At 61.8% G+C, this 25,066-nt stretch carries 29 protein-coding genes and 1 riboswitch; of the genes, 22 read left to right on the plus strand and 7 right to left on the minus strand.

Annotation, left to right across the window (positions count from 1 at the left end):
- Positions 1-122 precede the first annotated feature (122 nt).
- The 3 genes from FHT69_RS04130 (at position 123) to FHT69_RS04140 (ending at position 1,617) form a co-directional block, all read left to right on the plus strand.
- The gene (locus tag FHT69_RS04130; protein WP_047610594.1) at positions 123-386 is read left to right on the plus strand and encodes a hypothetical protein; all 264 of its coding nucleotides are present in this window, start codon (positions 123-125) and stop codon (positions 384-386) included.
- 324 nt (positions 387-710) lie between these two features.
- A complete protein-coding gene (locus FHT69_RS04135; RefSeq protein WP_047611701.1) occupies positions 711-1,091 on the plus strand; it encodes a VOC family protein in 381 nt (126 codons plus the stop codon).
- Positions 1,092-1,134: 43 nt separating this feature from the next.
- Positions 1,135-1,617, plus strand: coding sequence for a cupin domain-containing protein (locus tag FHT69_RS04140; protein ID WP_063475166.1), 483 nt, complete (start codon positions 1,135-1,137; stop codon positions 1,615-1,617).
- A gap of 106 nt (positions 1,618-1,723) precedes the next feature.
- Here the strand turns inward: FHT69_RS04140 and FHT69_RS04145 are convergent, their stop codons facing one another.
- The 3 genes from FHT69_RS04145 to FHT69_RS04155 all read right to left on the minus strand — a co-directional run bounded on the left by FHT69_RS04145 (position 1,724) and on the right by FHT69_RS04155 (position 4,646).
- Positions 1,724-2,068, minus strand: a complete 345-nt coding sequence (locus tag FHT69_RS04145) for a response regulator (RefSeq protein ID WP_047610589.1) — start codon at positions 2,066-2,068, stop codon at positions 1,724-1,726.
- Position 2,069: 1 nt separating this feature from the next.
- Positions 2,070-3,542 (minus strand): sensor histidine kinase, encoded by a 1,473-nt coding sequence (locus FHT69_RS04150; protein WP_063475165.1) that lies wholly within the window; start codon positions 3,540-3,542, stop codon positions 2,070-2,072.
- Positions 3,543-3,650: 108 nt separating this feature from the next.
- Positions 3,651-4,646, minus strand: coding sequence for an AraC family transcriptional regulator (locus FHT69_RS04155; protein WP_127430363.1), 996 nt, complete (start codon positions 4,644-4,646; stop codon positions 3,651-3,653).
- A gap of 88 nt (positions 4,647-4,734) precedes the next feature.
- On the opposite strand from FHT69_RS04155, the gene FHT69_RS04160 reads away from it, so the two are divergent.
- Together FHT69_RS04160 and blh are read left to right on the plus strand one after the other, a co-directional pair.
- A complete protein-coding gene (locus FHT69_RS04160) occupies positions 4,735-5,103 on the plus strand; it encodes a DsrE family protein (protein WP_063475164.1) in 369 nt (122 codons plus the stop codon).
- A 182-nt stretch (positions 5,104-5,285) separates the two neighbouring features.
- Positions 5,286-6,566, plus strand: coding sequence for a bifunctional sulfur transferase/dioxygenase Blh (blh, locus tag FHT69_RS04165; RefSeq protein ID WP_183904951.1), 1,281 nt, complete (start codon positions 5,286-5,288; stop codon positions 6,564-6,566).
- Positions 6,567-6,598: 32 nt separating this feature from the next.
- On the opposite strand, the gene FHT69_RS04170 is transcribed toward blh, so the two are convergent.
- Together FHT69_RS04170 and FHT69_RS04175 are read right to left on the minus strand one after the other, a co-directional pair.
- Positions 6,599-6,982, minus strand: coding sequence for a type II toxin-antitoxin system VapC family toxin (locus FHT69_RS04170; RefSeq protein WP_132572355.1), 384 nt, complete (start codon positions 6,980-6,982; stop codon positions 6,599-6,601).
- Positions 6,979-7,236: a type II toxin-antitoxin system Phd/YefM family antitoxin gene (locus FHT69_RS04175; protein WP_132572352.1), complete on the minus strand. Its 258-nt coding sequence runs from the start codon at positions 7,234-7,236 to the stop codon at positions 6,979-6,981. The genes FHT69_RS04170 and FHT69_RS04175 overlap by 4 nt, the downstream gene beginning before the upstream one ends.
- Before the next feature lie 258 nt (positions 7,237-7,494).
- Positions 7,495-7,749: riboswitch (cobalamin riboswitch) on the plus strand.
- Positions 7,750-7,905: 156 nt separating this feature from the next.
- Here FHT69_RS04175 and FHT69_RS04180 point away from each other — a divergent pair.
- From FHT69_RS04180 to FHT69_RS04190, 3 genes are read left to right on the plus strand one after another with little or no spacing between them, the layout of a single operon-like run.
- Positions 7,906-8,922: an ABC transporter substrate-binding protein gene (locus FHT69_RS04180; RefSeq protein WP_183904952.1), complete on the plus strand. Its 1,017-nt coding sequence runs from the start codon at positions 7,906-7,908 to the stop codon at positions 8,920-8,922.
- Positions 8,919-9,959, plus strand: a complete 1,041-nt coding sequence (locus tag FHT69_RS04185; RefSeq protein ID WP_047610579.1) for a FecCD family ABC transporter permease — start codon at positions 8,919-8,921, stop codon at positions 9,957-9,959. Before FHT69_RS04180 ends, FHT69_RS04185 begins: the two co-directional genes overlap by 4 nt.
- The gene (locus tag FHT69_RS04190; RefSeq protein ID WP_183904953.1) at positions 9,956-10,720 is read left to right on the plus strand and encodes an ABC transporter ATP-binding protein; all 765 of its coding nucleotides are present in this window, start codon (positions 9,956-9,958) and stop codon (positions 10,718-10,720) included. Before FHT69_RS04185 ends, FHT69_RS04190 begins: the two co-directional genes overlap by 4 nt.
- Positions 10,721-10,825: 105 nt before the next feature.
- Here FHT69_RS04190 and FHT69_RS04195 read toward each other — a convergent pair whose 3' ends face one another.
- Entirely contained in the window at positions 10,826-11,323 is a 498-nt protein-coding gene (locus FHT69_RS04195) for an HIT family protein (protein ID WP_183904954.1), read from the minus strand.
- Here FHT69_RS04195 and FHT69_RS04200 point away from each other — a divergent pair.
- The 9 genes from FHT69_RS04200 to FHT69_RS04240 all read left to right on the plus strand — a co-directional run bounded on the left by FHT69_RS04200 (position 11,267) and on the right by FHT69_RS04240 (position 18,439).
- Positions 11,267-11,443: a hypothetical protein gene (locus tag FHT69_RS04200; RefSeq protein WP_183905393.1), complete on the plus strand. Its 177-nt coding sequence runs from the start codon at positions 11,267-11,269 to the stop codon at positions 11,441-11,443. The two genes, FHT69_RS04195 and FHT69_RS04200, sit on opposite strands and share 57 nt — an antisense overlap.
- Positions 11,444-11,579: 136 nt before the next feature.
- Positions 11,580-12,503: an MYG1 family protein gene (locus FHT69_RS04205; RefSeq protein ID WP_097542265.1), complete on the plus strand. Its 924-nt coding sequence runs from the start codon at positions 11,580-11,582 to the stop codon at positions 12,501-12,503.
- 198 nt (positions 12,504-12,701) lie between these two features.
- Positions 12,702-13,091, plus strand: a complete 390-nt coding sequence (locus FHT69_RS04210; RefSeq protein ID WP_097542266.1) for a c-type cytochrome — start codon at positions 12,702-12,704, stop codon at positions 13,089-13,091.
- A gap of 148 nt (positions 13,092-13,239) precedes the next feature.
- Positions 13,240-14,058, plus strand: a complete 819-nt coding sequence (locus FHT69_RS04215; RefSeq protein WP_063475156.1) for a cytochrome c oxidase subunit II — start codon at positions 13,240-13,242, stop codon at positions 14,056-14,058.
- Positions 14,059-14,121: 63 nt separating this feature from the next.
- A complete protein-coding gene (ctaD, locus tag FHT69_RS04220) occupies positions 14,122-15,891 on the plus strand; it encodes a cytochrome c oxidase subunit I (protein WP_097542267.1) in 1,770 nt (589 codons plus the stop codon).
- Positions 15,888-16,601 (plus strand): cytochrome c oxidase subunit 3, encoded by a 714-nt coding sequence (locus FHT69_RS04225; protein ID WP_183904955.1) that lies wholly within the window; start codon positions 15,888-15,890, stop codon positions 16,599-16,601. Before ctaD ends, FHT69_RS04225 begins: the two co-directional genes overlap by 4 nt.
- A 9-nt stretch (positions 16,602-16,610) precedes the next feature.
- Positions 16,611-17,330, plus strand: coding sequence for a heme-copper oxidase subunit III family protein (locus FHT69_RS04230; protein ID WP_132572334.1), 720 nt, complete (start codon positions 16,611-16,613; stop codon positions 17,328-17,330).
- Between the two features lie 7 nt (positions 17,331-17,337).
- Positions 17,338-17,703, plus strand: coding sequence for a cytochrome C oxidase subunit IV family protein (locus FHT69_RS04235; RefSeq protein ID WP_063475152.1), 366 nt, complete (start codon positions 17,338-17,340; stop codon positions 17,701-17,703).
- A 43-nt stretch (positions 17,704-17,746) separates the two neighbouring features.
- Positions 17,747-18,439: a substrate-binding domain-containing protein gene (locus FHT69_RS04240; protein ID WP_183904956.1), complete on the plus strand. Its 693-nt coding sequence runs from the start codon at positions 17,747-17,749 to the stop codon at positions 18,437-18,439.
- A gap of 60 nt (positions 18,440-18,499) precedes the next feature.
- On the opposite strand, the gene FHT69_RS04245 is transcribed toward FHT69_RS04240, so the two are convergent.
- On the minus strand, positions 18,500-19,537 hold the full coding sequence (locus FHT69_RS04245) for an AraC family transcriptional regulator (protein WP_183904957.1): 1,038 nt from the start codon (positions 19,535-19,537) through the stop codon (positions 18,500-18,502).
- Between the two features lie 122 nt (positions 19,538-19,659).
- Here FHT69_RS04245 and FHT69_RS04250 point away from each other — a divergent pair, with 122 nt between their 5' ends.
- The 5 genes from FHT69_RS04250 (at position 19,660) to FHT69_RS04270 (ending at position 25,064) form a co-directional block, all read left to right on the plus strand.
- Complete coding sequence (locus FHT69_RS04250; RefSeq protein WP_183904958.1) at positions 19,660-21,111, plus strand: APC family permease; 1,452 nt, start codon at positions 19,660-19,662, stop codon at positions 21,109-21,111.
- Positions 21,108-21,281, plus strand: a complete 174-nt coding sequence (locus FHT69_RS04255) for a hypothetical protein (protein WP_164735912.1) — start codon at positions 21,108-21,110, stop codon at positions 21,279-21,281. The genes FHT69_RS04250 and FHT69_RS04255 overlap by 4 nt, the downstream gene beginning before the upstream one ends.
- 93 nt (positions 21,282-21,374) lie before the next feature.
- A complete protein-coding gene (locus FHT69_RS04260) occupies positions 21,375-23,363 on the plus strand; it encodes a primary-amine oxidase (protein ID WP_183904959.1) in 1,989 nt (662 codons plus the stop codon).
- A gap of 97 nt (positions 23,364-23,460) precedes the next feature.
- Positions 23,461-24,057, plus strand: a complete 597-nt coding sequence (locus FHT69_RS04265) for a dienelactone hydrolase family protein (protein ID WP_063475148.1) — start codon at positions 23,461-23,463, stop codon at positions 24,055-24,057.
- A 266-nt stretch (positions 24,058-24,323) separates the two neighbouring features.
- The gene (locus FHT69_RS04270) at positions 24,324-25,064 is read left to right on the plus strand and encodes an SDR family oxidoreductase (RefSeq protein ID WP_183904960.1); all 741 of its coding nucleotides are present in this window, start codon (positions 24,324-24,326) and stop codon (positions 25,062-25,064) included.
- Positions 25,065-25,066 lie beyond the last annotated feature (2 nt).

The raw sequence follows: 25,066 nt of genomic DNA on the forward strand, positions 1-25,066 counted from the left end.
TTAACACCGATTTAGCGGCGGCTTGTCGAAGTTTTCCCGCCCGTTCACGCTCAGCCGAACGGCGCGAAAACACCGGCGTGGCAGGCTCCCACTTGCAAATCTGAAAAATGGGAGACGGAAAAATGGCTCACATGGAAACGCATGCCGGCATCAGCGCGCCGAAAGGACAGTTGTTCGGGGCCAAGCCGAACGCCGTAGCAATCATCGTCGCCGCCCTGAGGACGTGGCGGCTGAGCGTCGTAAGACGGAAGGCAATGGCGGACCTGACGCCGGATCAACTGAGGGACATCGGCTATCCCCGGGATAAACTCGGCCATCCCCAGATCAATCGCCCTGTGATCGAGATCAAGGCAGGGCTGATGACGAAGTTGATGTCGATGCGCTAGTCGGAAAATTCCGCTGCGCGGATGCGTCGGCTGCAGGTCGATGGCATAAGGATCCAAAACGCAAGCGCGGATTCGATTTGCAGAAGGCGATCATTGATTCTTCCCAGGATGTAATGCAGGCCGATTTTCAACATGCACAGCCCCGTCAATGATTGGCGGGGCTTTTGCTGTCCGGCGGGCAGGTGGCAGACGAGGTATGGGCGAGCCCGCGCCGTTGGGGCAAGGGCCGCTGATCTGGCATCCATCCTTCGCCAGCAGTCGTCTGTTTTTCCGCCGCGGCGATTTCGCCTATGATGGGATGATGGAACGATAGGGATGCACGGCATGATTGATCATATCACCATCGCAGTGAGTGACCTCGAGAAGAGCAAGCTGTTTTATGAACGTGCTCTCGCCCCCCTCGGCTATCGCCGTACCTTCGGGAAGGAGGGCGTGTTCTGGGCCTTCGATGTCGGCGGCAGTCTGTTCGAGATCCAGCACACCGACGACAAGCCGCCTCTGACGCGTGTGCACGTTGCCTTCCGGGTCCAAAGCAGGGCGGAGGTCGAGGCGTTTTATCGAGCCGCGCTTGAAGCCGGTGCGAGGGACAACGGCGCGCCCGGTCCGCGGCCGGAATATGAAGAGAACTATTATGCCTGCTTCGTTCTCGATCCCGACGGATACAATATCGAAGCGATGCTCAATCAGCCGGCGTCGCAAGGGTGAGGGGCAGGCTCCGCCCAAAGATTGCAATCGAGGGGAGGTGGGTATGTCAAGTTTCAGGAACGCCGTCGTCTCTTTACCCGGCAAGGAGCGCCTGGCGAGGACGCCCTTTGGCGCGAGGATCATCATTCATGCGACGGCCGCCGAGACCGGCGGCGCGTTCGGCATGTGGGAAACCTTCACACCGCCGGGTCATGGTCCGGCTCCCCACACGCATACGCGGGAGACGGAAGTCTTTCGGGTCATCCGGGGGCTCTATCGATTCCAATGCGGCGACGAAGCGTTCGACGCGCCTGTGGGAACCGTCGTCGTTCTGCCGCCACATGTCCCGCACAGCTGGCGAAACATAGGCGACGAACCCGGCCAGATGTTCGGCACGGTGACGCCAGGCGGCTGCGAGCAAATGTTCATCGATATCGAGGCTTGCAGTGCCGATACGCCTGAGAAAATCGCGGTGATCGAAGCGCGACTGGGGATCATCAACGACATTACGCTGGCGCTCGGATTGACAGGCCCGCAACCGCGCTGATCGATCATCTGGGTGTCGATCGAATCCAGTTCGGCCCTCGCCATCGCCCGCCACAACATGTCTCATTGGGGCGGCTCTTGGACTTGGGCGTCGGCCCTCTTGGGTCTCAGCTGACGGTTTCGATGACGGCGGCGAGATCGGCTGATGTGAATGGCTTGGTCAGCACCGGCCGGCCGGCAAAGGCGGGATCGATACCCGCTGGCCCATATCCGGTTGCGAAGGCGAAGGGGATACCGCGCTGCTGAAGGACCGCCGCCACCGGAAATGACTTATGGCCGGCGAGGTTTACATCGAGAACGACGAAATCGAGATTGCCATCGGCGGCAACCTCCAGCGCCGAGGGCAAACGCGCGGCGGTCGCCACGACCTCGTGACCGAGGTCCATCAGCATGTCCTCGATCATCATGGCGATGGTCATTTCATCTTCAACGACAAGTACACGCTTGGCCATGTCATTCGTTCCGGAGACGGTCTGCCGGAGCGTCGAGACGGAAGGAAAAACCCCGTTCGGCAAACGAAATCTCCACATTGCCTCCCGTCTCCGCGGCAAGGCCGCGCTGGATGAGGACCGTGCCGAACCCCTTCCGCTTCGGTTGTTCGACCGGCGGTCCGCCATGTTCGTCCCAGTCTATGCGGTAGCGTTGCGTTCCGTCGTCGATGATTTGAAGGGAGCATCTGACGCGGACGGCGCCGCCATCACTCGACCATGCGCCGTGGCGCACGGCATTTGTGCCGAGTTCATGAAAGGCCATGGTCAGCGCCAGCGCCGTCTTTGCGGAAACCCGGATATCGTCTCCGGTGAGCTCCCATCGCCCGCCATCCGGCCGATGCGGAACTGTCGCCTGGTCGAGCGTCTGTTTCAGGGACGCGCTGCTCCACAGTTCTCCCGTCAGCAGATCATTGGCACGGCCGAGCGACACCAGCCGCGCCGTGAAACTGTCCAGTGCACGCGGGATGTCGTCGGCATCCCGGAAGGTGCGGTACGCAAAAGCCTGCACCATCGCCAGATTGTTCTTAACGCGATGATTGAGCTCATGAACGACAAGTTCCAGCTGCTGCTGCTTGCGTCGCCGCTCGGTGATATCGGTCGCGGCCCCAAACCATTCGACGATGGCGCCTGCGTCGTTCAGGAGTGGAACAGCCCGTGACAACACCCACCCGGTGCTGCCGTCGGCCCGCCGGACGCGATGCTCGCATTCGAAAACACCCTTGCTTGATATCGCCTCGTCGATCACCGCCTGGATCGCCGGAATGTCCTCGGGAAACAAATAGGCCTCCTGCCAGGCGACAGTCGGATTGGCGGTGTCGGCAAGAACGTTGCGACCGTCGAGCTGCTGCATCTCCTTCCAGTCGGCGCTCATGCGATAGACGATATCGGTCGTGGCCGTAGTGAACGCCCTGAACCGCTCTTCGCTCTCGCGCAGCCGCCGCTGGGCAAGGACGCTTTTCGTCGTTTCGACGACGATCGCGATGACGCCCGCGGGTTTGCCACTTTCGTCGAGGACGGGCGAATAGTCGAGGTTCATCCAGGCAGGAGCCGGGCTGCCGTGGCGCAACAGCGTCAGTTCCTGGTTTTCGTAGGCGAGCGTTTTACCGGACAGCCCAACTTTCATGACATTGTCGTTGAAGTCGGCAATTTCGCTCCAGCCCTCGCGGACCTTGGAACCGAGAAGATCCGGATGGCGGCTGCCGGCGAAGACGGAATAGGCGTCGTTATAGATCATCACGCCGTCCTCGCCCCAGAGAAGAACGATCGGCACGGGTGAGAGCAGGAGCATGTTGGTGGCCGTCTTCAGACTTTGCGGCCAGAGATCGAGAGGACCGAGCGGCGTCTTGCTCCAGTCGCGGGTCTGGATCAGTCGGCCAATTTCCCCGCCACCGACAGGAAAGCGAGTTGTGAGTGGCTGAGGGGATTCGGAATCCAAGGCGCGCTCCCGATTTTGATGGTGCTTCTAATTAGCGCATCCTTTGATTTTTTCCACCCATGAGTGTTGCGGCTTCCTCATGCCAACCTTGTCCGAGCCGATCACACTCTAGGCCCGCGCCATCGCCCGCCACGTCGCCGGCGGGGTGGCGAAGGCGCGAGAGAAGGCGCGATTGAAGGCGGCTTCGGTGGCGTAGCCGGCGTCGTAGGCGATTGTTGCGATAGGCTGACCTGAGGTGGCGAGGGCGACACTTGCGAGGTAGAGCCGCCAGTCCCTGATATAGCGGATGGGCGAGGTCGAGAGCATCGCCTGGAAGCGGTCGGCGAGGGCGCTGCGCGACAGGCCGGAGGCTGAGGCGAGGTCCTCCAGCGACCAGTCGTGTCTGGGATCGTCGTGAATGAGGGAGAGACAGCGCGACAGCGCGGGGTCGGCAAGGGCTGCCAGCCAGCCGACCGAGCGCGGTTCGGCCATCATGATCTGATGGCGCAGGATCTCGATGAACACGATTTCAGTCAGCCGCGGCAGCATGGAAACTCCGCCGGCGCGCGGCCTGTCGACCTCCTCGATCATCTGGCGGATGGTGGCGCGCAACCAGTCGCCGTCATTGACGGCCCGTGTCCTGACATGGATCATTTTCGGCAGCGCCTGGCGCAGCGGCGCAAAGCTCAAGCCGTCCCATTGCAGATAGCCGCAGAGCAGCCGCACCCTTTGCGCCGCCTCGCCATAGCGCAGCACGGGAATCTCACGCCAGGGCTTCTGCGGCAGGTCGCGCGTCGGCAGCACCAGCATGCCGTCCCTTCCCGCGCCGAGCTGATGTCCGGTGCCGAAGGGGAAGACCAGCACGTCTCCGGCCTCCAGATCGGTCTCTTCCCCTTCCGTCTTCAGCCAGCAGCTGCCGGCCACGACGATGTGAAAAGGCATCGTGCCCGAAGCCTTGGCCGAGAGGTTTGCTAAGGCCGGCGCGGCATCCGTCTGCCAGTCGCCCGTCGGCATGAAGCAGAACTGCAGCGATCCCGACAGGCGGATCGTCGAAAGCAGCGCCGACAACACGTCGTCGCGCACGACACCCGCAACGCCTGGATTTTCGGACAAGGCTTCACGCATCCCGGCCAAATACGCGCCCCGCGCACCCTCCTATGGTGTTCTCGCTCACTCGTGGTGAGCGTTCATTTCAATTCACTGGGAGAATACTATGCAAACTCAAAGCGACAAACTGGTCGTGCTCATCACCAAGGGCATCGAATCCGAACTGTCCTCCGTCGCCTTCACCATTGCCAATGGCGGCATCACCGCCGGGCTGAAGGTCTCGGTGTTCCTCACCAGCACCGGGATCGATCTGGTGCGCAAGGGTGGCCAGCGCATGACACATGTGCCGCCGCTTGATCCGCTGTCGATGCTGATCGAGAATTTCCAGCAGCGCGGCGGCACGATCTGGGCCTGCCCGCCCTGCGTGACCTCGCGCGGTTACACGCAGGAGGACATGCTCGACGGTGTCGTCATCGTCGGCGCCAGCGCCATGCATGCCGAGATCAAGGAGGGCGCTGCGACGCTGTCGTTTTGACCGGAGGAGCCGGGCCGGGCGGAAGTATGAGGAGCCTCTCCCGCCGGTTTCGTCAGGCTTTGCGGGCCGGCGGCAAGCTCGGGGATGCGACAAGTGGTCTATTCTTGCGCTCGGCAATATACTTGTGAGATTGTGTCGATATACATGCGATAATGCCTGATGAGGGCAGCGCGGGGGCTTCGATGACATCCGTGAGGGTCAATGAGCTGATATCGGTGACGGGGCAGCCCGGCGCCGCGGACTTTGGTGCTTTCGCGGCAGACGGCTTTGCCGCCGTCATCAATGCCCGGCCGGATGGCGAGGAGCCGGGGCAACCCGGTAATGCAGCGGAGAAGGCTTCAGCCGCCGCCGCCGGGCTCGCCTACAGCTTCGTGCCGGTGAAGGGGGCCGAGATTACCGAGGCCGATATCCGCGCCTTTCAGGCGGCGATAGCTGAGGCGAAGGGGCCGGTCGTCGCCCATTGCAAGAGCGGCACACGGGCGCTGACGCTTTATGCGCTGGGCGAGGCGCTGGACGGGCGGATGAAGTCCGGGGATGTCGAGGCCTTTGGTCAAGGCCTCGGCTTCGATCTTGCCGGCGCGCGGCGCTGGCTGGAGAAGCGGGCAGGGCAGGTACCTCATGTGAAGGCCTTCTTCGAGCCCCGCACCTGCAGTGTGCAATATGTCGTTTCCGACCCGGCGACGAAACGCTGCGCCATCATTGACCCGGTGCTCGATTTCGACGAGATGTCGGGGGCGACGGGCACGGCCAATGCCGACGCCATCCTCGCCCATATCGAGAGCGAAGGGCTGACGGTCGAGTGGATCCTCGACACGCATCCGCATGCCGATCATTTCTCCGCTGCGTATTACCTCAAGGGAAAGACCGGTGCGCCGACGGCGATCGGCGCCCATGTCACCGACGTGCAGGCGCTCTGGAAGGAGATCTACAATTGGCCGGCGCTCGCGACCGACGGCTCGCAATGGGACCGGCTGTGTGCCGATGGCGAGACGTTCGAGATCGGCACGCTCAAGGCCCGCGTGATGTTTTCGCCCGGGCACACCCTCGCCTCGATCACCTATGTAATCGGCGACGCCGCCTTCGTGCACGATACGGTGTTCACGCCGGATTCCGGCACCGCCCGCACGGATTTCCCGGGCGGCAGCGCCAGCGCCCTCTGGCACACGATCCAGGCGATCCTGTCGCTGCCCGAGGAGACCCGGCTGTTTTCCGGTCACGACTATCAGCCGGGTGGCCGCCACCCGCGCTGGGAAAGCACGGTTGCCGCCCAGAAGCGCGCCAATCCGCATATATCGGGCATCGACGAGGCCGGCTTTGTGGCGCTGCGCCAGGCGCGCGACCGCACGCTGCCGAAGCCGAAGCTGATGCTGCACGCGCTGCAGGTCAACATCCGCGGCGGGCGGCTGCCCGAGCCGGAGGAGAACGGCCGGCGATATCTTAAGATCCCGCTGGATGCGTTGTGAGGGGCGGCCGGCGCCGGCAACAGCCGCATCGTTCAAAGCGCGTTTTCTATATCGGTCCTGGTAAAATCATGCCCCACGAATAGCAGCCGGCAGCCATGTTCCTTCGCTACTTCATAGGCAAAGCAGTCGCCGAAGTTCAGGCTTGCGGGGTGGGCGCCTTTGCCCCAGGTGCGGTAGGCTTCGGCGATGCGTCGGGCTGAGGCGGGGGTAACGGCGACAATTTCGAAGCCGAGACCGTCGATCAGCTGTTCCATCTCATCACCGACGTTGCGGCGGGCCGAGACGATCAAGGCTTCGGCGACCGTGCCGGCGGAGATCAGGAGATTTTCTTCGGCTTCGAGGACGCCAATCAGGGCATCGGCTTGCGGTTCGCCAAGCACGATCGCCATCAAGGCGGAGGTGTCGACGACGATCATTCGGGCAGGCCGTCATCGCCATAGAGGAAATCCTGGCTGCGTGCGGCCGGCGGCCCGTCGGCGGCCTTGGCATTGGCGGAGGCCCGCACCGCTTCCATGAGCATCCGGCGGGATTTCCGATCGGGCGCAGCCCTCACTGGAACCAGTTTCACGGCGGCATGACCGTGCCGGGTGAGGATGACCTCGTCCCCGGCTTCGGCACGTCGGACCAACTCGGTCAACTGCCCCTTGGCATCCGTGACAGACACTCGCATCGTTCGCGCTCCCAACCAGTACAACTCGGCTTCATCTGGAAAATTAGACCATTCACTGGACCGTATCAACGGATAATTTTCGGAGGTCACGGACAGCGCGGAGACTTGCCTATCGCGAGGAAGCGCTTTTCGCCGTGATATCCAAGACCGACCGCCACCGGTAGTTCGCGCACCGAACGGCGGCGTGGAGCGTGCGATATATTTATCCGCTGGTGGCGCGGCGCCTTCGCAATAACCATTGACGTCGTGCAGGCAGGCGACGTAACTGGGGGCGACGGTTCCCTGAAGATGACTCCAAGGGGATTAATAGGGAACACGGTGAGGACGACCCAGTAGGGACCGAGACCGTGGCTGCCCCCGCAACTGTAAGCGGATTGTCGATCATCCCAGGGTGAGCGCGTCAGCGTTCATCCCCAGGGGCCTTTGGCCCAGCCACTGCGCATAGCGCGGGAAGGCGGTTGAAACGGCGCATATCCGCAAGCCAGGAGACCTGCCGTCAATCACGATCCAATCAACCGGGCGGGGATGCCCGGACAAGGAACAGATATGATTGACCTGCTGAACCTTCGCCGAATTTTGGCATGCATCCGTCTCGATTGGGCCTCCTGCGGCTAGTCTACGCGCAAGCGTGATTTCTGCCCCGCGTTTTTCCCTTCATCGAGGTTTTCCATGCGCCAAATTCTCGCCACCATGACATTTGCCTTCGGGCTCGCAGGCCTTGCGGCACCAAGCCTTGCCGCGACTCAATATCCGCTGACCATCACCAATTGCGGCCAGCCGGTGACCTTCCAGAGGGCGCCGGCAAAGATCGTCTCGATCGGCCAGGGCATGACCGAAGTCCTCTTCTCGCTCGGCCTTGCCGACAAGATCACGGGTACGGCCGTCTGGGTCGGTCCCGTCCTGCCGCAATATGCCGAGGCCAACAGCAAGATCAAGCGGCTCGCCGACAACGATCCGAGCTTCGAATCCGTCGTCGGGCAGGAGCCTGATCTGGTGACGGCCGAATTCGAATGGCATGTCGGCGCGCAGGGCTCCATCGGCAAACGTGAACAGTTCGCCGACCTCGGGATCAATACCTATCTTGCGCCGGCCGATTGCGTCGCCAAGGTCAACACCGACGGCGGTGACGGCGTGCGCAGGGAGCTGTTCACGATGGACCTGATCTACCAGGAAATCGCCGAACTCTCCGAGATCTTCGACGTCAAGGAGCGCGGCGACGCATTGATCATGCAGCTGAAGAAGCGCGAGGCCGATGCCGTGGCGTCGATTTCAGGCGCATCGGGCAAGAACCTTCCGGTGGTCTTCTGGTTCTCCAGCAAAGAAGTCAACGGCGACGCCTTTATCGCCGGCAAGAACAGCGCACCGGCCTATATCCTGAAGACGATCGGTGCCAGGAACGTCGTGGCGACGGAAGAGGAATGGCCGCTGGTCGGCTGGGAAACCATCGCCCAGGCGAACCCGGCGGTGATCGTGCTGGCGACGATGGATCGCCGCCGTTATGCGGCCGACGATCCCAAGGTCAAGCTCGACTTTCTCGAGAACGACCCTGTGACCAGGGAACTCGATGCCGTCAGGAACAGGCACTTCGTGATGATGGATGCGCAATCGATGAATCCAACGATCCGTACAATCGACGGCGTCGAGACATTGGCGAAGGGCATCAAGTCCTTCGGCCTGGCACAGTGAAGACAGTATCGCTCAGGCGGCAGGGATGGTGGGCGCTCGCCGCGCTCACCATTGCCGCGCTTCTCCTTCTTGGACTGATGATCAGTCTCGCCGTTTCCATCGGCGAGATTGCCATCCCGCTTGCGACGACGGCTGAGGCGGTTTCGAACCGCCTGTTCGGAACCGATTTCGAGCTCAGCCGCATCCACCAGGGCATCGTCTGGGATTATCGGCTGAGCCGCGCCCTCGTCGCGGCCAGCGCCGGCGCGTCGCTCTCGCTCTGCGGCGCCATCCTGCAGGCGCTGCTGCGCAATCCGCTGGCCGAACCCTATGTGCTCGGCATCTCCGCCGGCGCCTCGACGGGAGCGGTCTGCGTGATGATTCTCGGCTTCGGCTACGGTATTCTCGGCCTGTCGAGCGGGGCCTTCATCGGCGCAGTCATGGCCTTTTTGCTGGTCGGCTTCCTGGCGACGGGTGCGGGGGGAACCGGCGAACGCATCATACTGTGTGGCGTCGCCGGTTCGCAGCTCTTCAACGCGCTCACCTCCTACATCGTGACGACATCGGCGAATGCCGAGCAGGCGCGCGGCATCCTGTTCTGGCTTCTGGGGTCGCTCAGCGGCGTACGCTGGCCGGATGTCTACCTTTCGGTGCCGATCGCGCTTGCCGGCTTCATCGTCTGCATGGCCCATGTGCGGGCGCTCGATGCCTTTGCGTTCGGCACGGACGCCGCCGCCTCGCTCGGCATTGCCGTGCGCCGCGTCCAGATCGTGCTGTTCGCCCTGACGGCGGCGATGACGGCAAGCGTCGTCAGCATGGTGGGCTCGATCGGTTTCGTCGGCCTCGTCATACCTCATGCCGCCCGCTTTCTCGTCGGGCCGGCCCATGGGCGCCTGCTGCCGGCGACGGCGCTCGGCGGCGCCATCTACATGGTCGGCGCCGATATCCTTTCGCGCATCATCATACCACAGCAGATCCTGCCGATCGGTGTCGTCACCGCGCTCTTCGGCGCGCCGGCCTTCGCCGTCATCCTCTATCGCGTACGAGGGAATGCATGAGCATCAGCGTCGACGAGGTGAGCTTTGCCGCCGGCGATACCGTCGTCGTCAACGGCGTCAGCCTGACGGTGAAAAAGGGCAAGGTGCTCGGGTTGCTCGGGCCGAACGGTTCCGGCAAGTCGAGCCTTCTCAGATTGATCTGCCGGCTGCGCAAGGTTCGCAGCGGTGTCATCAGGCTCGGCGAGGACGACATTGCCTCGCTGTCGCGCGCAGCCCTTGCGCGTCGCGTCGCCTTCGTCGAGCAGCAGTCGACGACCGATACGCAGTTGACAGTGCGCGATGTGGTACGGCTCGGCCGCACCCCGCATCGCGGGCTGCTGACGTCCTGGGGCGCCGAAGACGATGCTGCCGTCGACCAGGCGCTGTCGCGGACGGGCATGCGGGAGAGGGCAGGCCAGCTCTGGCAGACACTGTCGGGCGGCGAGCGCCAGCGCGTCCATATTGCGAGATCGCTGGCGCAGGCGCCGAGCGAACTGCTGCTCGACGAGCCGACCAACCATCTCGATATCCAGCACCAGCTCGACATTCTCTCGCTGATCTCGAAGCTCGGTATCACCTGTATCGTCGCGCTGCACGATCTCAACCTGGCGGCAATGTTCTGCGACAGCCTGGCGGTACTTCAAAAGGGCGAAGTCATCGCCTCGGGCGCGCCGGAGTATGTGCTGACGGAGGAGATGATCGGCCGGGTCTTCGGCGTTCGCGCCCATGTCCAGAAATCGGCCGTGCATGGCCGGCATCATATCCAATACGTCATGGATTGAGGAACGGCGGGGAATTTCGATCTCAAGGAGGGGTATGACCTCACTGGCCCTCTTCCGGGCCTGGCGCCGTGCGCTCGTCGCAAGACAGCCGGGACCGGCGCTGTCTTAGGCTTCAGGCGCCGAAAACCGCATTGCCTCCCGCAACAGCTTGATGACCTCTGAGACCGATGGCCCGCTGATGGGCGGCGGCTCTGTGCGTTCGCAGAATTCGCGCCAGACAAACAGCGTCAGTTCCGCGCCATCCGTGGCGGTTTCCCCCGGACCCTCTGCAAAACTCTCGAGCAGGCGATATCGAGCGTCCTTCCAGAACAACTCCTCCACCCAGTCATATATCGGGATCACATGGAAATGGATCGGATAACCGGGCGTGTGCCCGTATCGGCCGATATAGACGCGCTGGGCATTCAATTTCCGTTTCAGGGCGCTCTGAGCCCTTGCGAGCAAGGGGCCGAATTCGGCCAAAGCGTCTTCAGACAAATCCGACAGATCGTTGGTATCGGTCTTGGAACTGAGCATGAGGTAGCCGGGAAGGGCGGAGTTCATGCGGTGGTTCACAAGCCATCCGGCCGTCTCGACAACATGAAAATGCTGAGGAATGTCCAAGCGCTGCCTCTTTCCGCTTTCGCAAATGTCGCCATTCGCTCCAAAGGCCGCAGAATAGGCCGCTTTGCGGTGGCTGCAACGGCGATCCGGGAGATCGACCAGAGCCTGCTCTCGGTTTGACGGCGGTTGATATCTCTATGCCGAGGTGCGCAGTGAGTGAAATGCGTTAAGGACGGGTTGAGATAGCAGCCGGCACCGGCTATCTGGTGCCGACCGGCAAGCGCATCCTCCGCGAACGACAAGGCGTATAGCTCCCATGATCCCCGATTTCCTCGTCACCCATTCCGGTGGCTTCCATGCCGACGAACTGCTGTCGAGTGTCATTCTGACCCGGCTTTTCCCGAAGGCGCGTATCATCCGCAGCCGGGCACCGGAATGGATCACGCCGGGCAAGGATCGCATCATCTACGATGTCGGCGGCGCCTATGATCCTGCTGCCGGGATATTCGATCATCACCAGCGCGGCGCGCCGTTGCGCGAAGATGGCCAGCCTTTCAGTTCGTTCGGCCTGATCTGGAAGCATTACGGCCGCGATTATCTCGCAGCCTCCGGCCTTCCCGAAGCACATGTCGAGACGCTGCATGGCTCTTTCGACGCCAGTTTCGTGCTGCCGGTCGATCTGACGGACAATGGCGCGCTCAGCCCCTCCGGGCCGCTGGCCGGGTTGACGCTGCCGGCTCTGCTGGAAACGCTGAAACCGGTCTTCGACGATGCCGACCCCGCTGCCGACGACCGTGCCTTCCACGCGGCCCTTGCCATCGCCCGCAGTTTCGTCGAGGCCAGGATTGCGCAGAGTGCTGCGAAATTGCGGGCCGAGGCGGTCGTGCATCAGGCAATCGAGGCTACCGGGCAGGGGCGTGTTTTGGAATTGCCGAGGGGAATGCCCTTCCGGCCTGCTATCGTGAAAGCAGGCGCCGATCATCTGCTGTTCGTCGTCCACCCGCGCGAAAAGGACTGGTGCGTGACCGGCATCCGCCGCGCCGAGGATGGTTTCGAGCTCAGGGCCGATCTGCCGGCGGCCTGGGCCGGGCTCACCAATGGCGCATTGGAGGCGGCGTGCGGCATAGAGGGCGCGAGCTTCTGCCACAACGGCCGATTCATCGCCGCCGCCAGGACCCGAGAGGCGGCGCTTGCCATGGCCGAACTGGCGGTAGAGGAGGCGCTTTCGATCGGGCAATAGGTCACATAGCGGCAGCTCAGGCAGCTTATCCGCGCCGGGTTCACCTCGTATCAGATTACGTTCAGATGGCTCCAATTGTAGGGCCGATTGACTTGCTGCCGCGAAGGACTAAGCTTTAAGCCATACAACCACTACCCATACGCGAGAGATTGCTGAGGGTGCAAGTGGCTGGCAACCTTGAGGAGGATGAGGTTTGCCATGGACTATCGTGTTATTCTGCTGATTGCCACATCCGTGATTGCCCTTTCCCCCGGTCGCGCCGGGGCGCAGGAGGGCGATGCGACCGCGGGTGCCGCCGTTTTCAAGAAATGCGCAACCTGTCATGTCGCCGATTCCGATACGAACAAGGTCGGTCCGTCGCTGAACAAGTTGTTCGGCCGACAGGCCGGCACGCATCCTGATTTCGCCTATTCGGCCGGAATGAAGGCGGCCGGCGAAGGCGGTCTGGTCTGGGACGAGACAGTGCTGCGCGACTATCTGCATAATCCGAAAGCGAAGGTGAAGGGCACGAAGATGGCCTTCGTCGGCGTGAAGGACGATCAGGAGATCACCGATCTCATCGCCTATCTCAAGCAATATTCCAAATGATGGGCCATACTCCAAAATGACGGGTGGAAACGGCGCGGCAGGTGCCTAAATTGCCGTAATTGCCGATATTTTCTATCTGTGCGATAATAAAGACGGACTTTTTGCGGAATGCGGTTTCACGGGTCAACCTGCTCGAGGAGGAGCGGAAATGGCTGTCGTGCTGATCCTCGTCCTGATTGTCGTCGGCTCCGTGCTGTTCCATGTGCTGAGCCCGTGGTGGTGGACGCCGATCGCGTCCAACTGGACCTATATCGACAGCACCCTCGTCATCACCTTCTGGATCACCGGCATCGTCTTCGTGGCAGTGGTCTTGTTCATGGCCTATTGCGTCTTTCGCTTCCGGCATAAGCCGGGCAACAAGGCGCATTACGAGCCTGAAAACCGCAGGCTGGAGGTGATGCTCGCCTCGGGAACGGCGGTCGGCGTCGCCGCCATGCTGGCGCCCGGCCTCATCGTCTGGAACCAGTTCATCACGGTGCCCGCCGATGCCGCATCGGTGGAGGTCGTCAGCCAGCAGTGGCTGTGGAGCTTCCGCCTGCCGGGGGCGGACGGAAAGCTCGGCCGCGCCGAAACGCGCGACGTTACGCCCGAAAACCCGCTCGGCCTCGACAAGAACGATGCAAGCGGCCTCGATGACATCATCATCGAAGGCGGCGAACTGCATCTGCCGATCGGCAAGCCGGTGCACATGTTGCTGCGCTCGGTCGATGTGCTCCATGATTTCTACGTGCCTGAGTTTCGCGCCAAGATGGACATGATCCCCGGCATGGTCACCTACTTCTGGCTCACGCCGACGCGGACGGGGACCTTCGAGATCCTCTGCGCCGAACTCTGCGGCGTCGGTCATCCGCAAATGCGCGGCACCGTCGTCGTCGACAACGACGCGGACTATCAGACCTGGCTCGGGCAGCAGCAGACATTCACCCAGTTGACGGCGTCATCGGGAGAGCTGCCGCCGGCAAACTGAACCGTGCAGTGGTCGCAGACCGCAGGCCGGTTCGGTGAACCGGCGGGGGAAGGAAGAGAGATCATGGTCGAGATTCCATCCGGCAGCATCCCATCCGCCGAAGTCGAGGATGTGGAGCTTTATCATCCACACAGCTGGTGGACGAAATATGTGTTCAGCCAGGATGCCAAGATCATCGCCGTGCAATATTCGATTACCGCCATCGCGATCGGCCTGGTGGCGCTGGTACTCTCCTGGCTGATGCGGATTCAGCTCGCTTTCCCCGGCTATTTCACCTTCATCGATGCCGATCACTATTACCAGTTCATCACCATGCACGGGATGATCATGGTGATCTATCTCCTGACTGCGCTCTTCCTCGGCGGCTTCGGCAATTACCTCATTCCGCTGATGGTCGGCGCCCGCGACATGGTTTTCCCTTACGCCAACATGCTGAGCTACTGGATCTACCTGCTCGCGGTGCTGATCCTCGCCGCCGGCTTCTTCGCCCCCGGCGGCCCGACGGGGGCCGGCTGGACGCTTTATCCGCCGCAATCCGTTCTGTCAGGCACACCAGGCGGCAAGGACTGGGGCATCCTGCTGATGTTGACCTCGCTGATCGTCTTCATCATCGGCTTCACGATGGGCGGGCTGAACTATGTGGTAACCGTGCTGCAGGGTCGGGCGCGCGGGATGACGCTGATGCGGATGCCGCTCACCGTCTGGGGCATTTTCACCGCAACCGTGATGGCGCTGCTCGCTTTTCCCGCACTCTTCGTCGCCTGCGTCATGATGCTCTTCGACCGCGTGCTCGGCACCAGCTTCTTCATGCCCGCCATCGTCGAGATGGGCACGCAGCTCCAGCATGGCGGCGGCAGCCCGATCCTGTTCCAGCACCTCTTCTGGTTCTTCGGCCATCCCGAGGTCTATATCGTGGCGCTGCCGGCCTTCGGCATCGTCTCGGACCTGATCAGCACGCATGCGCGCAAGAATATCTTCGGCTACCGCATGATGGTCTGGGCGATCGTCATCATCGGGGCGTTGAGCTTCGTCGTCTGGGCGCACCACATGTATGTCAGCGGCATGCACCCGGCCTTCGGCTTCTTCTTCGCCACGACGACGCTGATCATCGCCATCCCGACGGCGATCAAGGTCTACAACTGGGTGCTGACGCTGTGGCGCGGCGATATCCACCTGACGCTGCCGATGCTCTTTGCGCTCGCCTTCATCGTCACCTTCGTCAATGGCGGCCTGACCGGCCTGTTCCTCGGCAATGTCGTCGTCGACGTGCCGCTGTCGGATACGATGTTCGTCGTGGCCCACTTCCACATGGTCATGGGAGTGGCGCCGATCCTCGTCATCTTCGGGGCGATCTACCACTGGTATCCGAAGGTGACGGGGCGCATGCTGAACGACCTGCTCGGCCATATCCACTTCTGGATCACCTTCCTCGGCACCTATGCGATCTTCTTTCCGATGCACTATCTCGGCCTGCTCGGCGTGCCGCGCCGCTATTTCGAGATGGGGGAGACGGCCTTCGTTCCGCCTTCGGCCCACACGCTGAACATCTTCATCACAGTCATGGCGCTGGTCGTGGGCGCCGGGCAGATGGTCTTCCTGTTCAATCTCGCCTGGAGCCTCTTCCGGGGCAGGGAGGCCGGCGGCAATCCCTGGCGGGCAACGACGCTGGAATGGCAGACGCCTGAGACGCCGCCGGCGCACGGCAACTGGGGCAAAGACCTGCCTGTGGTCTATCGCTGGGCCTATGATTACAGCGTGCCGGGGGCGGCCGAGGATTTCATTCCGCAGAATGTGCCGGCAACGGCTGGCGTCACCCGGGAGACGCCGGCATGAGCGTCGTGCTGATCTTTCTGGCCGCCATCGCCGCCATCATGATCTGGTGGCTCTCCGGGCAGCGGCTGACCTCGAAGCCCTGGCTGGAGACCGGCTCCGTGCAGATGCCGGTTCATGACGGCACCGACCGGCCGCCGGTGCCGGCGGTGAAGATCGGTCTCTTCGTCTTTCTCGGCGTCGTCGGCGCGCTCTTCAGCCTTGCCGTCAGCGCCTATTTCATGCGCGCGGCCTCGGCCGACTGGTGGGGGATGCCGGTTCCGCGCCTGCTCTGGGTGAACACCGCGGCGCTGGCCTTGAGCAGTGCGGCGCTGCAATGGGCTAAGCGCGAAGTGCGGCATGGCCGCATGGAAAGCCTGCGGCCTGCGCTCGTTACGGCACTTCTGCTTGCGGTCTTCTTCCTCGCCGGGCAGATCCAGGTATGGCGGGAGTTGGTCGCGGCAGGCTACGTGCTTGATGATAACCCCGCCAACAGCTTCTTCTACATGCTGACCGGGCTGCATGGCCTGCATATTCTCGGCGGGCTGGCGGTGCTGGCGCACACGACGGTCAAGGCCTTCGCAGCCGATATCGCGGCGGAGAGGCTGAGCCTCAGCGTCGATCTCTCAGCTATCTATTCGCATTTCATGCTTGCGGTCTGGCTGCTGCTCTTCGCGCTTTTTGCCGGCTGGGCCAGCGATTTCGTCGATCTCTGCCGCACGTTGATTAGCTAGGGGGTGCAGATGGCACAGACTATCGAGACACATGGTGGGGCTGACCTCAGGCCATCAGGCCTTCGCGGTGTCGCCGCCGATTTCAGCTCGGATCAGCGCGCCTTCAAGACCGCCTCCTGGGGCAAGGCGATGATGTGGATCTTTCTCTTGAGCGACACCTTCGTCTTCGGTTGTTTCCTGATCGCCTATATGACCGCCCGCATATCGACGCCCGTACCATGGCCCAATCCGAGCGAGGTCTTCGCGCTGCATATCGGCGGCCAGGATGTGCCGTTGATCCTGATCGCGATCATGACCTTCGTGCTGATCTCGAGCAGCGGCACCATGGCGATGGCGGTCAATTTCGGCTATCGCCGCGACCGCCGCACGACGGCGGTGCTGATGCTGCTGACAGCACTTCTCGGCGCATGCTTCGTCGGCATGCAGGCCTTCGAATGGACGAAGCTGATCACCGAGGGCGTGCGCCCCTGGGAAAACCCGTGGGGGGCGGCGCAGTTCGGCTCGACCTTCTTCATGATAACAGGCTTTCACGGCACCCATGTCACGATCGGCGTCATCTTCCTCCTCATCGTCGCCCGCAAGGTCTGGCGCGGCGATTTCGACGCGGAACGGCGTGGCTTCTTCACCAGCCGGAAAGGCCGCTACGAGGCCGTTGAGATCATGGGCCTCTACTGGCACTTCGTCGACCTGGTCTGGGTCTTCATCTTTGCATTCTTTTATCTGTGGTGAGGTCGTCATGAGCGAGACAACGGCGCATGCACAAGTCCAAACGGCGCATGCACAGGCACACAGCGGACAGCAGCACCCGATCGGGCTCTATTTCTTCGTCTGGGGCCTGCTCTTCGTGCTCAGCGCGGCGTCCTACATGGTCGATTATCTTGGCGTCCAGAGCTACCTCAGGTGGACCCTGATCCTGGTGTTCATGATGCTGAAGGCCGGATTGATCGTCGCCGTCTTCATGCACATGGCCTGGGAACGGCTGGCGCTGGTCTACGCCATCCTGCTGCCGCCGCTGCTGGTGCTGGTTTTTGTCGCGTTGATGGTTTCGGAAGCGGACTATACGATCTTCACGCGGCTGGCGTTTTTTGGGGCGGGGCCGTAGGGTCTGCTGGACAAGATCGTTAGATCAGAGGCGGAGTTCTGATATGACTCGGGAAGTCCGTCTTTTTGGCGCTATTGCGGTTCGACCCGCCGTCCTTGCTCTCATATCCCGGTACGAAACAGCCACAGCGCACAGAGTTGCGCTCAAGTGGGAGCTCAATCCTGTCGTCAAGAAGCAGATCGAAGCTGGCGAACCCTTCGACCTCGTCATCACCAATCCGAATCTGGTTCAGGAACTGACAGCCCTAGGGAAAGTCAGGGCGGGGAGTGAGGTCGCGTTCGGCCGGATCGCAATGGGGGTGGCTGCCAAGGTCGGCAGCCCGCCGCTCGACATAGGGTCCGTGGAAGCATTCAAACAAACGTTGAAGAGCGCCGGATCGATCGCCTACGCCAGTGACGGAACCAGCGGCGGCTATTTCTCCGGTCTGTTGGAGCGCCTGGGAATAGCCGATGAGGTGAAGCCCAAGCTGGCGACCATATCCGGAGGGCAGACGGCGGCGGCCGTCGGTCGTGGGGAAGCCGAGCTGGGCGTCGTTCCCGTGACGTCGATCCTCGCCGCCGCTCCCGAGGTCATGCTTGTCGGCCCGTTTCCGGCAGAACTCCAAAGTTATATCGACTTCGCCATCGGCATCAGCGCCGATGCAACGGACGCGGAAGCCACGAGGCAATTGTCGGAATTTCTGACGTCGACAGCCGTTGACGACCTCCTGGCGGCAAAGGGCGTTGAGCGCTGCTGAAAACTCCTTGATAAGCAGCGGTGAGGCGAACAGGCAATCTCCGTTGCCGTACATCCTCGTTTAACCGATCGAAGGTGGGTGGTTCCCTTTCTTCTCCCAGGACCGCAGCGCACGCCAGAGCACCGTATTGTCTGCATAACCCAGCACACGCGCCACCTCGGACATCGGCGCGGCATGTCGGTCGCCGAGATAATGGGCGGCGAGTGTCTGGCGGTGTTGGCGAACGAGATCGCGAAGCGACACGCCTTCCTCCGACAGCCGACGCTGCAGGCTTCGCGGCGACATCTTCAGTTCGGCGGCGAGGATTGCGACCGTGATCGGTTTGCGGCCAAGATAGATGCCGATCAGGGCCTGGACCTTTTCCTTGACGGCTTCGCCGGCCGCCGGCTCGTTGACCAGATCGCCGATGTGCCGCTCCAGGATTTCGATCAGGCTTTTGTCTTCCGAGCGGTGGACACGATCGGCATCCGCCTTGTTCATGACGATCCGGTTGCCGGATTGGCCGAACAGGATGGGCGCGCCATAGATGCGTTCCAGCACGCCGGCATCGCGTGGGGCGTGATGTTCGAGCTGGATTTCGATCGGTCGCCAGCCTCGGCGGAAGCACGAACGGACGAGCTGACAGGAGGCGGCAATCGTGAATTCGCTGTCCTGCCGGCGCGGCCACATGCTGGGGTCGACGATCCGGTAGCTCCAGACAAAATCACCATTCTCCTCGAATACGCCGGAACTGGTCGCGCCCTGCAACGCGTTCACATATTTCGACAGCCGTTCGAAAGCGCTGCGAATGTTCGGCGAGAGCGCGAAGAGCATGCCGATGGGGCCGAGATCGGCGGGCCTGAAACCGGTGCCCATGCGGGCTCCGAGTGCCGGTTCGCCTGTTATCGTCGCGGCATCCTCGAACAGCGCGACATAACGCGCCATGGGCAGGACAGCGTAGGGATCTTCCAGTTGCGAGCGCAGAATGCCGTGCGAAGCCAGAAGAAGGTCGGTTTTCCCGGATCTTTTATCGATTTGTTGCACCAGCGGGATCAAGACAGAGGCTCGAATTGAAGCAACTGCGGGCATCCGGCTGATCAAATGCGGTGCAACTGCCATTTTCAGCGTCTCCGGTGACCGTCGTGGCGCGAATTATCGATTCATTGGCATAAACTGCAATTTCGAGGCCAGATCGCCGCGCTTACCCTCTTGGCAACAAACAAGCAAAGAGGGGTTTCTCCATGACATTGGAAGCAAGCATGCCCGCACCATCATCGCCGGAGCGTTGCCTGGCCAAGGACTCGGTGGGGCTTGCCCATATCGTGTTCTTCGTCGTTGCCGCAGCCGCGCCGCTCACGGCCGTCGTCGGCGCTTCACCGGCCGCCTTTGCCTTTGGCAATGGCGCAGGCGTTCCCGGCGCTTTCGTGCTCGCCGGCCTGCTCTACCTGCTCTTCTCGGTCGGCTTCACCGCCATGAGCCGGCATGTGGGCGGGGCGGGGGCCTTCTACACCTATATCACCCATGGCATCGGCAAGCCGGCCGGCGTGGGTGGCGCCTTCATGGCGCTGGTCACCTATAGCGCGGTTCAGATCGCCATCTATGGCCTGTTCGGCTTCTTCGTGGCCAACGCCATGGCGCCGCTTGGGCTGGTTCTGCCGTGGTGGGCCTGGGCCTTCGCGGCACTCGTCGTCGTGCTGGTCTGCGGTCAGCGCAACATCGCCTTCTCAGGCGCGATCCTTGGCGTCTGCATGATTGCCGAAATCGCCATATTGCTGGTTCTCGATCTTGCCATCGTCTTTTCAGGCGGCGGACCGGAAGGCATCACCTTCTCCTCCTTCGCTCCATCGCAGGTCTTTACGCCAGGTCTTGGTGTGGCGCTGGTTTTCGTCATCGGTTCCTTCATCGGCTTCGAAGCCACGGCCATTTTCGGCGAGGAAGCCGAAAATCCGGAAAAGACCATCCCCCGCGCCACCTATGTTGCCGTGCTGCTCATCACCCTCTTCTATGCCTTCTCCACCTGGGCCATCGTGCAATTCTACGGTCCGGGCAATGTGCAGGCCTCTGCTGCTGCCGGCCTCGACAGCTTCTACTTCGCTGCCGCCAATTCCGTGCTCGGCGCATGGTCGAGCCAGGTGATGAACGTGCTGCTAATCACCAGCCTGTTTGCCTGCATCCTGTCCTTCCACAATACGCTCAACCGCTATTTCTTCGCCCTCGGCCGGGAAGGCCTGGCCGCCAAGGTGCTTGGCAAAGTTCACGCCAAGCATGGCTCACCCTATGCTGCGGGTCTGCTGCAAAGTCTGATCGCGGCCGTCGTCCTTGCCCTGTTCGTCATCTTCGGCGCCGATCCCTACACCGTCGTGTTCTCGTGGATGGCAGCGCTTGCAGGGATCGGTATCCTGCTGGTGCAGGTGCTGGTCTCCGTCGCGATCATCATGTTCTTCCGCAAGACGCCGAACAGCTACAGCGCCTGGACCACGATGATCGCTCCGGCGCTGGCGCTGCTCGGCCTGATGGGTTCGCTGGTGCTGGTCAGTTCCAATCTTTCCCTGCTTTCCGGCAGCGAAAGCCCGATCGTCAAGGCTTTCCCCTATGTCATGGTACTGGTGGGCATTCTCGGTGCGCTGTTTGCGATCCAAGTCAAGAAGTCCAAGCCCGCTCTCTACGCCTCACTCGGAAAGGTCTTCGAATGAGTGCCATTGCCGAACTTGCACCCGTCGATCGCTTTCTGGCTCTCGCGAGCGCGATCCTTACCGGCGCGACTTTGCTGGTTGCCGTTGAGGCGCATGTCTTCTGCTCGGTGTTTTGCATTCACGCAGAGGCAATGACGATCGAGACGCAGATCTGCTCCGGTCGATCCTGATCACCGCACAGCTTGCGACGCGCGATGGTGCGTCGTCTTTCCGGAAGCCAAGAGGCCCAAAATCAAAGAGGCCCAAATCAAAGAGGTATGTCCATGGACGCCGTTGTCGCAGTCACCCATCCGCTCGATCCCCTGAGCCTGGCCGAGATCGCTTCTGCCGTTGCCATCCTCAAGGATACGCAGAAACTCGCGGCCACCTTCCGCTTTCCGATAACCCGGCTGGAGGAGCCGACCAAGACGGATCTTGCCACTTATCGCTTGGGCAACAGTCTGCCGCGTCTCGCCTTCATTCTGGCCATGGATATCAGCAACGGCGAGACCTTCGAGGGCATCGTCGATCTGACCGCCGGCAAAGTGTCCTCCTATTCAAGACTGCCCCTTGACGAACTGCCCTATGGCCAGCCGCCGGTCATGTTGTGCGAATTCGAAACCGTTGAGGGCACCGTCAAATCCGATCCGCGTTGGATCGCTGCCGTCAAGAAGCGCGGCATTACCGACGAGGATATTCCGCTCATCCAGATCGATCCTTTTTCCTCGGGTTATTTTGGCCGCGAATTCGAGAAGGGAAAGCGCATCGTCCGCGCCGTGTCCTATTGGCGCGAGGATATCCGCGACAACGGCTATGCGCATCCGATCGAGGGTGTGGTGGCGGTGGTCGACCTGATCACCAACCGAGTGGTCGATCTCGTCGACGATGAAAAGATCATTCCGGTTCCACGGAAGAAGCGCAATTATGGCCGCGAAACCTTCCCGGAACTCCGACCCGATCTCAAGCCGCTGCATATCGTTCAGCCGCAAGGGCCGAGCTTTGCTGTCGACGGCTGGAAAGTCGAATGGCAGAACTGGAGTTTCCGTGTCGGTTTCACCCCGCGCGAAGGCCTCGTTCTGCATGAACTCGGCATCAGGGATCAGGGCAGGCTGCGGCCTGTCGTCTTTCGCGCCAGCGTCACCGAAATGGTCGTTCCCTATGCCGATCCGACTGCGAACCATTATTGGAAGAGCGCTTTCGATGCCGGCGAATATGGCCTCGGGCGCCTGGCCAATTGCCTCGAACTCGGCTGCGACTGCCTCGGCCATATTCACTATTTCGACGTGCCGGCGGCCGATGATTTCGGCCAACCTTTCATCATGAAGAACGCTATCTGCATGCATGAGGAGGATTACGGAATCCTCTGGAAGCATTACGAATTTCGCAACGGTATTTTCGAAGTGCGCCGCTCCCGCCGCCTCGTCATCTCCTTCTTCGCAACCGTCGGCAATTATGATTACGGCTTCTACTGGTATCTCTACCAGGACGGCACGATCCAGCTCGAAGCCAAGCTCACCGGCATCATCCAGACGGCGGCAGTCGCGACCGGCGAAACCTATCCGTGGGGCGGCATGGTCGATGACAATCTCGGCGGTCCGACCCACCAGCATTTCTTCAATGCGCGCCTGCATATGGATGTCGATGGCGGTGGTAACACTGTGACCGAGCATGAGTTCGTGCCGCGTCCCTGGGGTGAGGACAATCCCTATGGCAATGTCTTCGATACCAGGACTCGCGTGTTGAAGCGCGAACTCGATTCGCCTGCACTCGCCAATGGCGAGACCGGCCGCTACTGGAAAGTCTCCAACCCCAACATGCAGAACAGCGTCGGCAAAACGCCGGGCTACAAGATCATCGTCATGCCGTCACCGGTCATGCTTGCCCAGCCGGATTCGACCGTTGCCCAGCGCGGCGGCTTCGCCAAGAAACACATCTGGGTCACGGCCTTCGATGCCAGGGAGAAATATGCGAGCGGCGATTATCCGAACGTGCATGCCGGCGGCGACGGCCTGCCGGGTTATGTCAAGCAGAACCGCGAAATCGAGAATGCCGATATCGTGCTCTGGCATTGCTTCGGCCATACCCATGTCTGCAAGCCCGAGGATTTTCCGATCATGCCGGTGGAATATGCAGGCTTCACACTGAAACCGAACGGCTTTTTCGCATCCAACATCGCCATGGACCTGCCGCCTGGTGGAAACGAGGAGAGTGTCGACAATCGCCTGCAGCCTTCACCCGATGACAGCGGGCACGATTCCTGCTGCCACACCTAGAGTATGGCACTGGCCTGCGACTGACGTCTTCCCGACGAGGCGATGACCCGGTAGAGTTGCCGAATGTGCGCCCGATCATCCCATCCGGAGGCTTCGTATGGCTGAGGTCTTGTTATTCCACCACGCACAGGGGCTGACCCCGGGTGTGCATGCGTTCGCCGACGCTTTGAGGGCAGCCGGCCACATCGTGCATACGCCTGATCTGTTCGACGGGCGTACATTCCCCAGCATCGAAGAAGGCCTCGCCTATATCGGTGAAATCGGATTCGACGCTGTCAGGGAGCGTGGCGTCCGCCTCGCCGACGAACTGCCGGTCGAGCTCGTCTATGGCGGGTTCTCATTCGGTGTGCTGCCGGCGCAGAAGCTGGCGCAAACGCGGCCTGGGGCCTGTGGGGCGCTCCTCTTCTACTCCTGCCTGCCGATCAGCGGCGAGTGGGCCTTCGGACCATGGCCGGACGGCGTCGCGGTGCAGATCCACGGTATGGACAACGACCCGATTTTCGCAGGCGAGGGCGATATCGACGCCGCCCGCGAGATTGTGGAAAAGGTCGAGAAGGCGGAGCTTTTCCTCTACCCCGGCGATCAGCACTACTTCGCCGACAGCTCGCTTCCATCCTATGACGCGGATGCGACCGCGCTCCTCACCAGCCGAGTGCTCGCGTTCCTGGACTCCTTGGACGACACGTCTGGATGAGGCTGGAGGGCAGGGATGCGGCTGAGCGCAGCAGTTCGGCACAGCCATCGTCGCCACTTGCCATCGAAGCAAAATCTGCCTTATAAAAATTCCGTCGAAAGAGTGCTGGTCGGATGGTAGCCCGGCCGTCGCCCATCGGGCGGCAACTCCTCCTTTCAGGGTAACCGCGACACCGCAGCCGGCTTGCCGGTCTCGCAGGTGTGTCCGTCGGGAACTCTGAAACCTTTGTCGGCGCACCTTCATGTCAACATAGAAGGACGTTCGACTTGAAACTGACGGACAACACCATTCTCATCACCGGCGGCGCAAGCGGCATCGGGCTGGCGCTTGCCAAGCAACTTTCCGAACGGAAAAATCGCGTCATCATCTGCGGCAGGAGCAGGGAGGCGCTGGACAGGGCGCAGGCGGCCGTGCCTGCTCTGATAACGCGGGTCTGCGACGTCACCGATCTCGACAATCGTGACAGCCTGTCGGGCTGGCTGGAAAACAACCATCCCGACCTCAACATGCTGATCAACAATGCCGGGGTGCAGTACGTCAGGCATTTCGACGATGATCAGGCCGTGGCCGATCTCGACCAGGAGATAGCCATCAACCTTGCCGCGCCGATCCAACTGATCGGCGAGCTGCTGCCGATGCTGAAGCGGCAACCCAGCGCCGTCATCGTCAACGTCACCTCGGGACTGGCGTTTACGCCGAAGGCCGACATTCCCGTCTATTGTGCGACCAAGGCCGCCCTCCATTCCTTCACGCTGTCGCTTCGCCACCAGTTGAAGGCGACGGGCGTGCGGGTGGTCGAGATGATCCCGCCGATGGTCGACACGAACCTTGGCGGCGGCGTCCGCGCCGGGGGTGCCGAGCGGCAATACATGATGTCGCCGGAGGAATTCGCCACGGACGCACTTGCCCAGTTGGAGAATGACCAGGACGAACTGCTGGTCGGCACCGCCGTCCACACGCGCAAGCATGGCGAAGCGATGTTCGAGCGGTTGAACGGCGGCTGGTAGGC

It is taken from the genome of Rhizobium sp. BK008 (genome assembly GCF_014197345.1).
GTDB lineage: Bacteria > Pseudomonadota > Alphaproteobacteria > Rhizobiales > Rhizobiaceae > Rhizobium > Rhizobium anhuiense.

Coding starts and splice junctions, on each gene's coding strand:
- FHT69_RS04145 (WP_047610589.1), bottom strand. CDS start 2,068: ATGGCCAAGCGTGTACTTGTCGTTGAAGATGAAATGACCATCGCCATG.
- FHT69_RS04175 (WP_132572352.1), bottom strand. CDS start 7,236: ATGCGAGTGTCTGTCACGGATGCCAAGGGGCAGTTGACCGAGTTGGTC.
- FHT69_RS04190 (WP_183904953.1), top strand. CDS start 9,956: ATGAGCATCAGCGTCGACGAGGTGAGCTTTGCCGCCGGCGATACCGTC.
- FHT69_RS04170 (WP_132572355.1), bottom strand. CDS start 6,982: ATGATCGTCGTCGACACCTCCGCCTTGATGGCGATCGTGCTTGGCGAA.
- FHT69_RS04215 (WP_063475156.1), top strand. CDS start 13,240: ATGGCTGTCGTGCTGATCCTCGTCCTGATTGTCGTCGGCTCCGTGCTG.
- FHT69_RS04255 (WP_164735912.1), top strand. CDS start 21,108: ATGAGTGCCATTGCCGAACTTGCACCCGTCGATCGCTTTCTGGCTCTC.
- blh (WP_183904951.1), top strand. CDS start 5,286: ATGACATCCGTGAGGGTCAATGAGCTGATATCGGTGACGGGGCAGCCC.
- FHT69_RS04205 (WP_097542265.1), top strand. CDS start 11,580: ATGATCCCCGATTTCCTCGTCACCCATTCCGGTGGCTTCCATGCCGAC.
- FHT69_RS04130 (WP_047610594.1), top strand. CDS start 123: ATGGCTCACATGGAAACGCATGCCGGCATCAGCGCGCCGAAAGGACAG.
- FHT69_RS04235 (WP_063475152.1), top strand. CDS start 17,338: ATGAGCGAGACAACGGCGCATGCACAAGTCCAAACGGCGCATGCACAG.
- FHT69_RS04140 (WP_063475166.1), top strand. CDS start 1,135: ATGTCAAGTTTCAGGAACGCCGTCGTCTCTTTACCCGGCAAGGAGCGC.
- FHT69_RS04245 (WP_183904957.1), bottom strand. CDS start 19,537: ATGGCAGTTGCACCGCATTTGATCAGCCGGATGCCCGCAGTTGCTTCA.
- FHT69_RS04250 (WP_183904958.1), top strand. CDS start 19,660: ATGACATTGGAAGCAAGCATGCCCGCACCATCATCGCCGGAGCGTTGC.
- FHT69_RS04260 (WP_183904959.1), top strand. CDS start 21,375: ATGGACGCCGTTGTCGCAGTCACCCATCCGCTCGATCCCCTGAGCCTG.
- FHT69_RS04210 (WP_097542266.1), top strand. CDS start 12,702: ATGGACTATCGTGTTATTCTGCTGATTGCCACATCCGTGATTGCCCTT.
- FHT69_RS04155 (WP_127430363.1), bottom strand. CDS start 4,646: ATGCGTGAAGCCTTGTCCGAAAATCCAGGCGTTGCGGGTGTCGTGCGC.
- FHT69_RS04265 (WP_063475148.1), top strand. CDS start 23,461: ATGGCTGAGGTCTTGTTATTCCACCACGCACAGGGGCTGACCCCGGGT.
- FHT69_RS04230 (WP_132572334.1), top strand. CDS start 16,611: ATGGCACAGACTATCGAGACACATGGTGGGGCTGACCTCAGGCCATCA.
- FHT69_RS04240 (WP_183904956.1), top strand. CDS start 17,747: ATGACTCGGGAAGTCCGTCTTTTTGGCGCTATTGCGGTTCGACCCGCC.
- FHT69_RS04180 (WP_183904952.1), top strand. CDS start 7,906: ATGCGCCAAATTCTCGCCACCATGACATTTGCCTTCGGGCTCGCAGGC.
- FHT69_RS04225 (WP_183904955.1), top strand. CDS start 15,888: ATGAGCGTCGTGCTGATCTTTCTGGCCGCCATCGCCGCCATCATGATC.
- FHT69_RS04135 (WP_047611701.1), top strand. CDS start 711: ATGATTGATCATATCACCATCGCAGTGAGTGACCTCGAGAAGAGCAAG.
- ctaD (WP_097542267.1), top strand. CDS start 14,122: ATGGTCGAGATTCCATCCGGCAGCATCCCATCCGCCGAAGTCGAGGAT.
- FHT69_RS04160 (WP_063475164.1), top strand. CDS start 4,735: ATGCAAACTCAAAGCGACAAACTGGTCGTGCTCATCACCAAGGGCATC.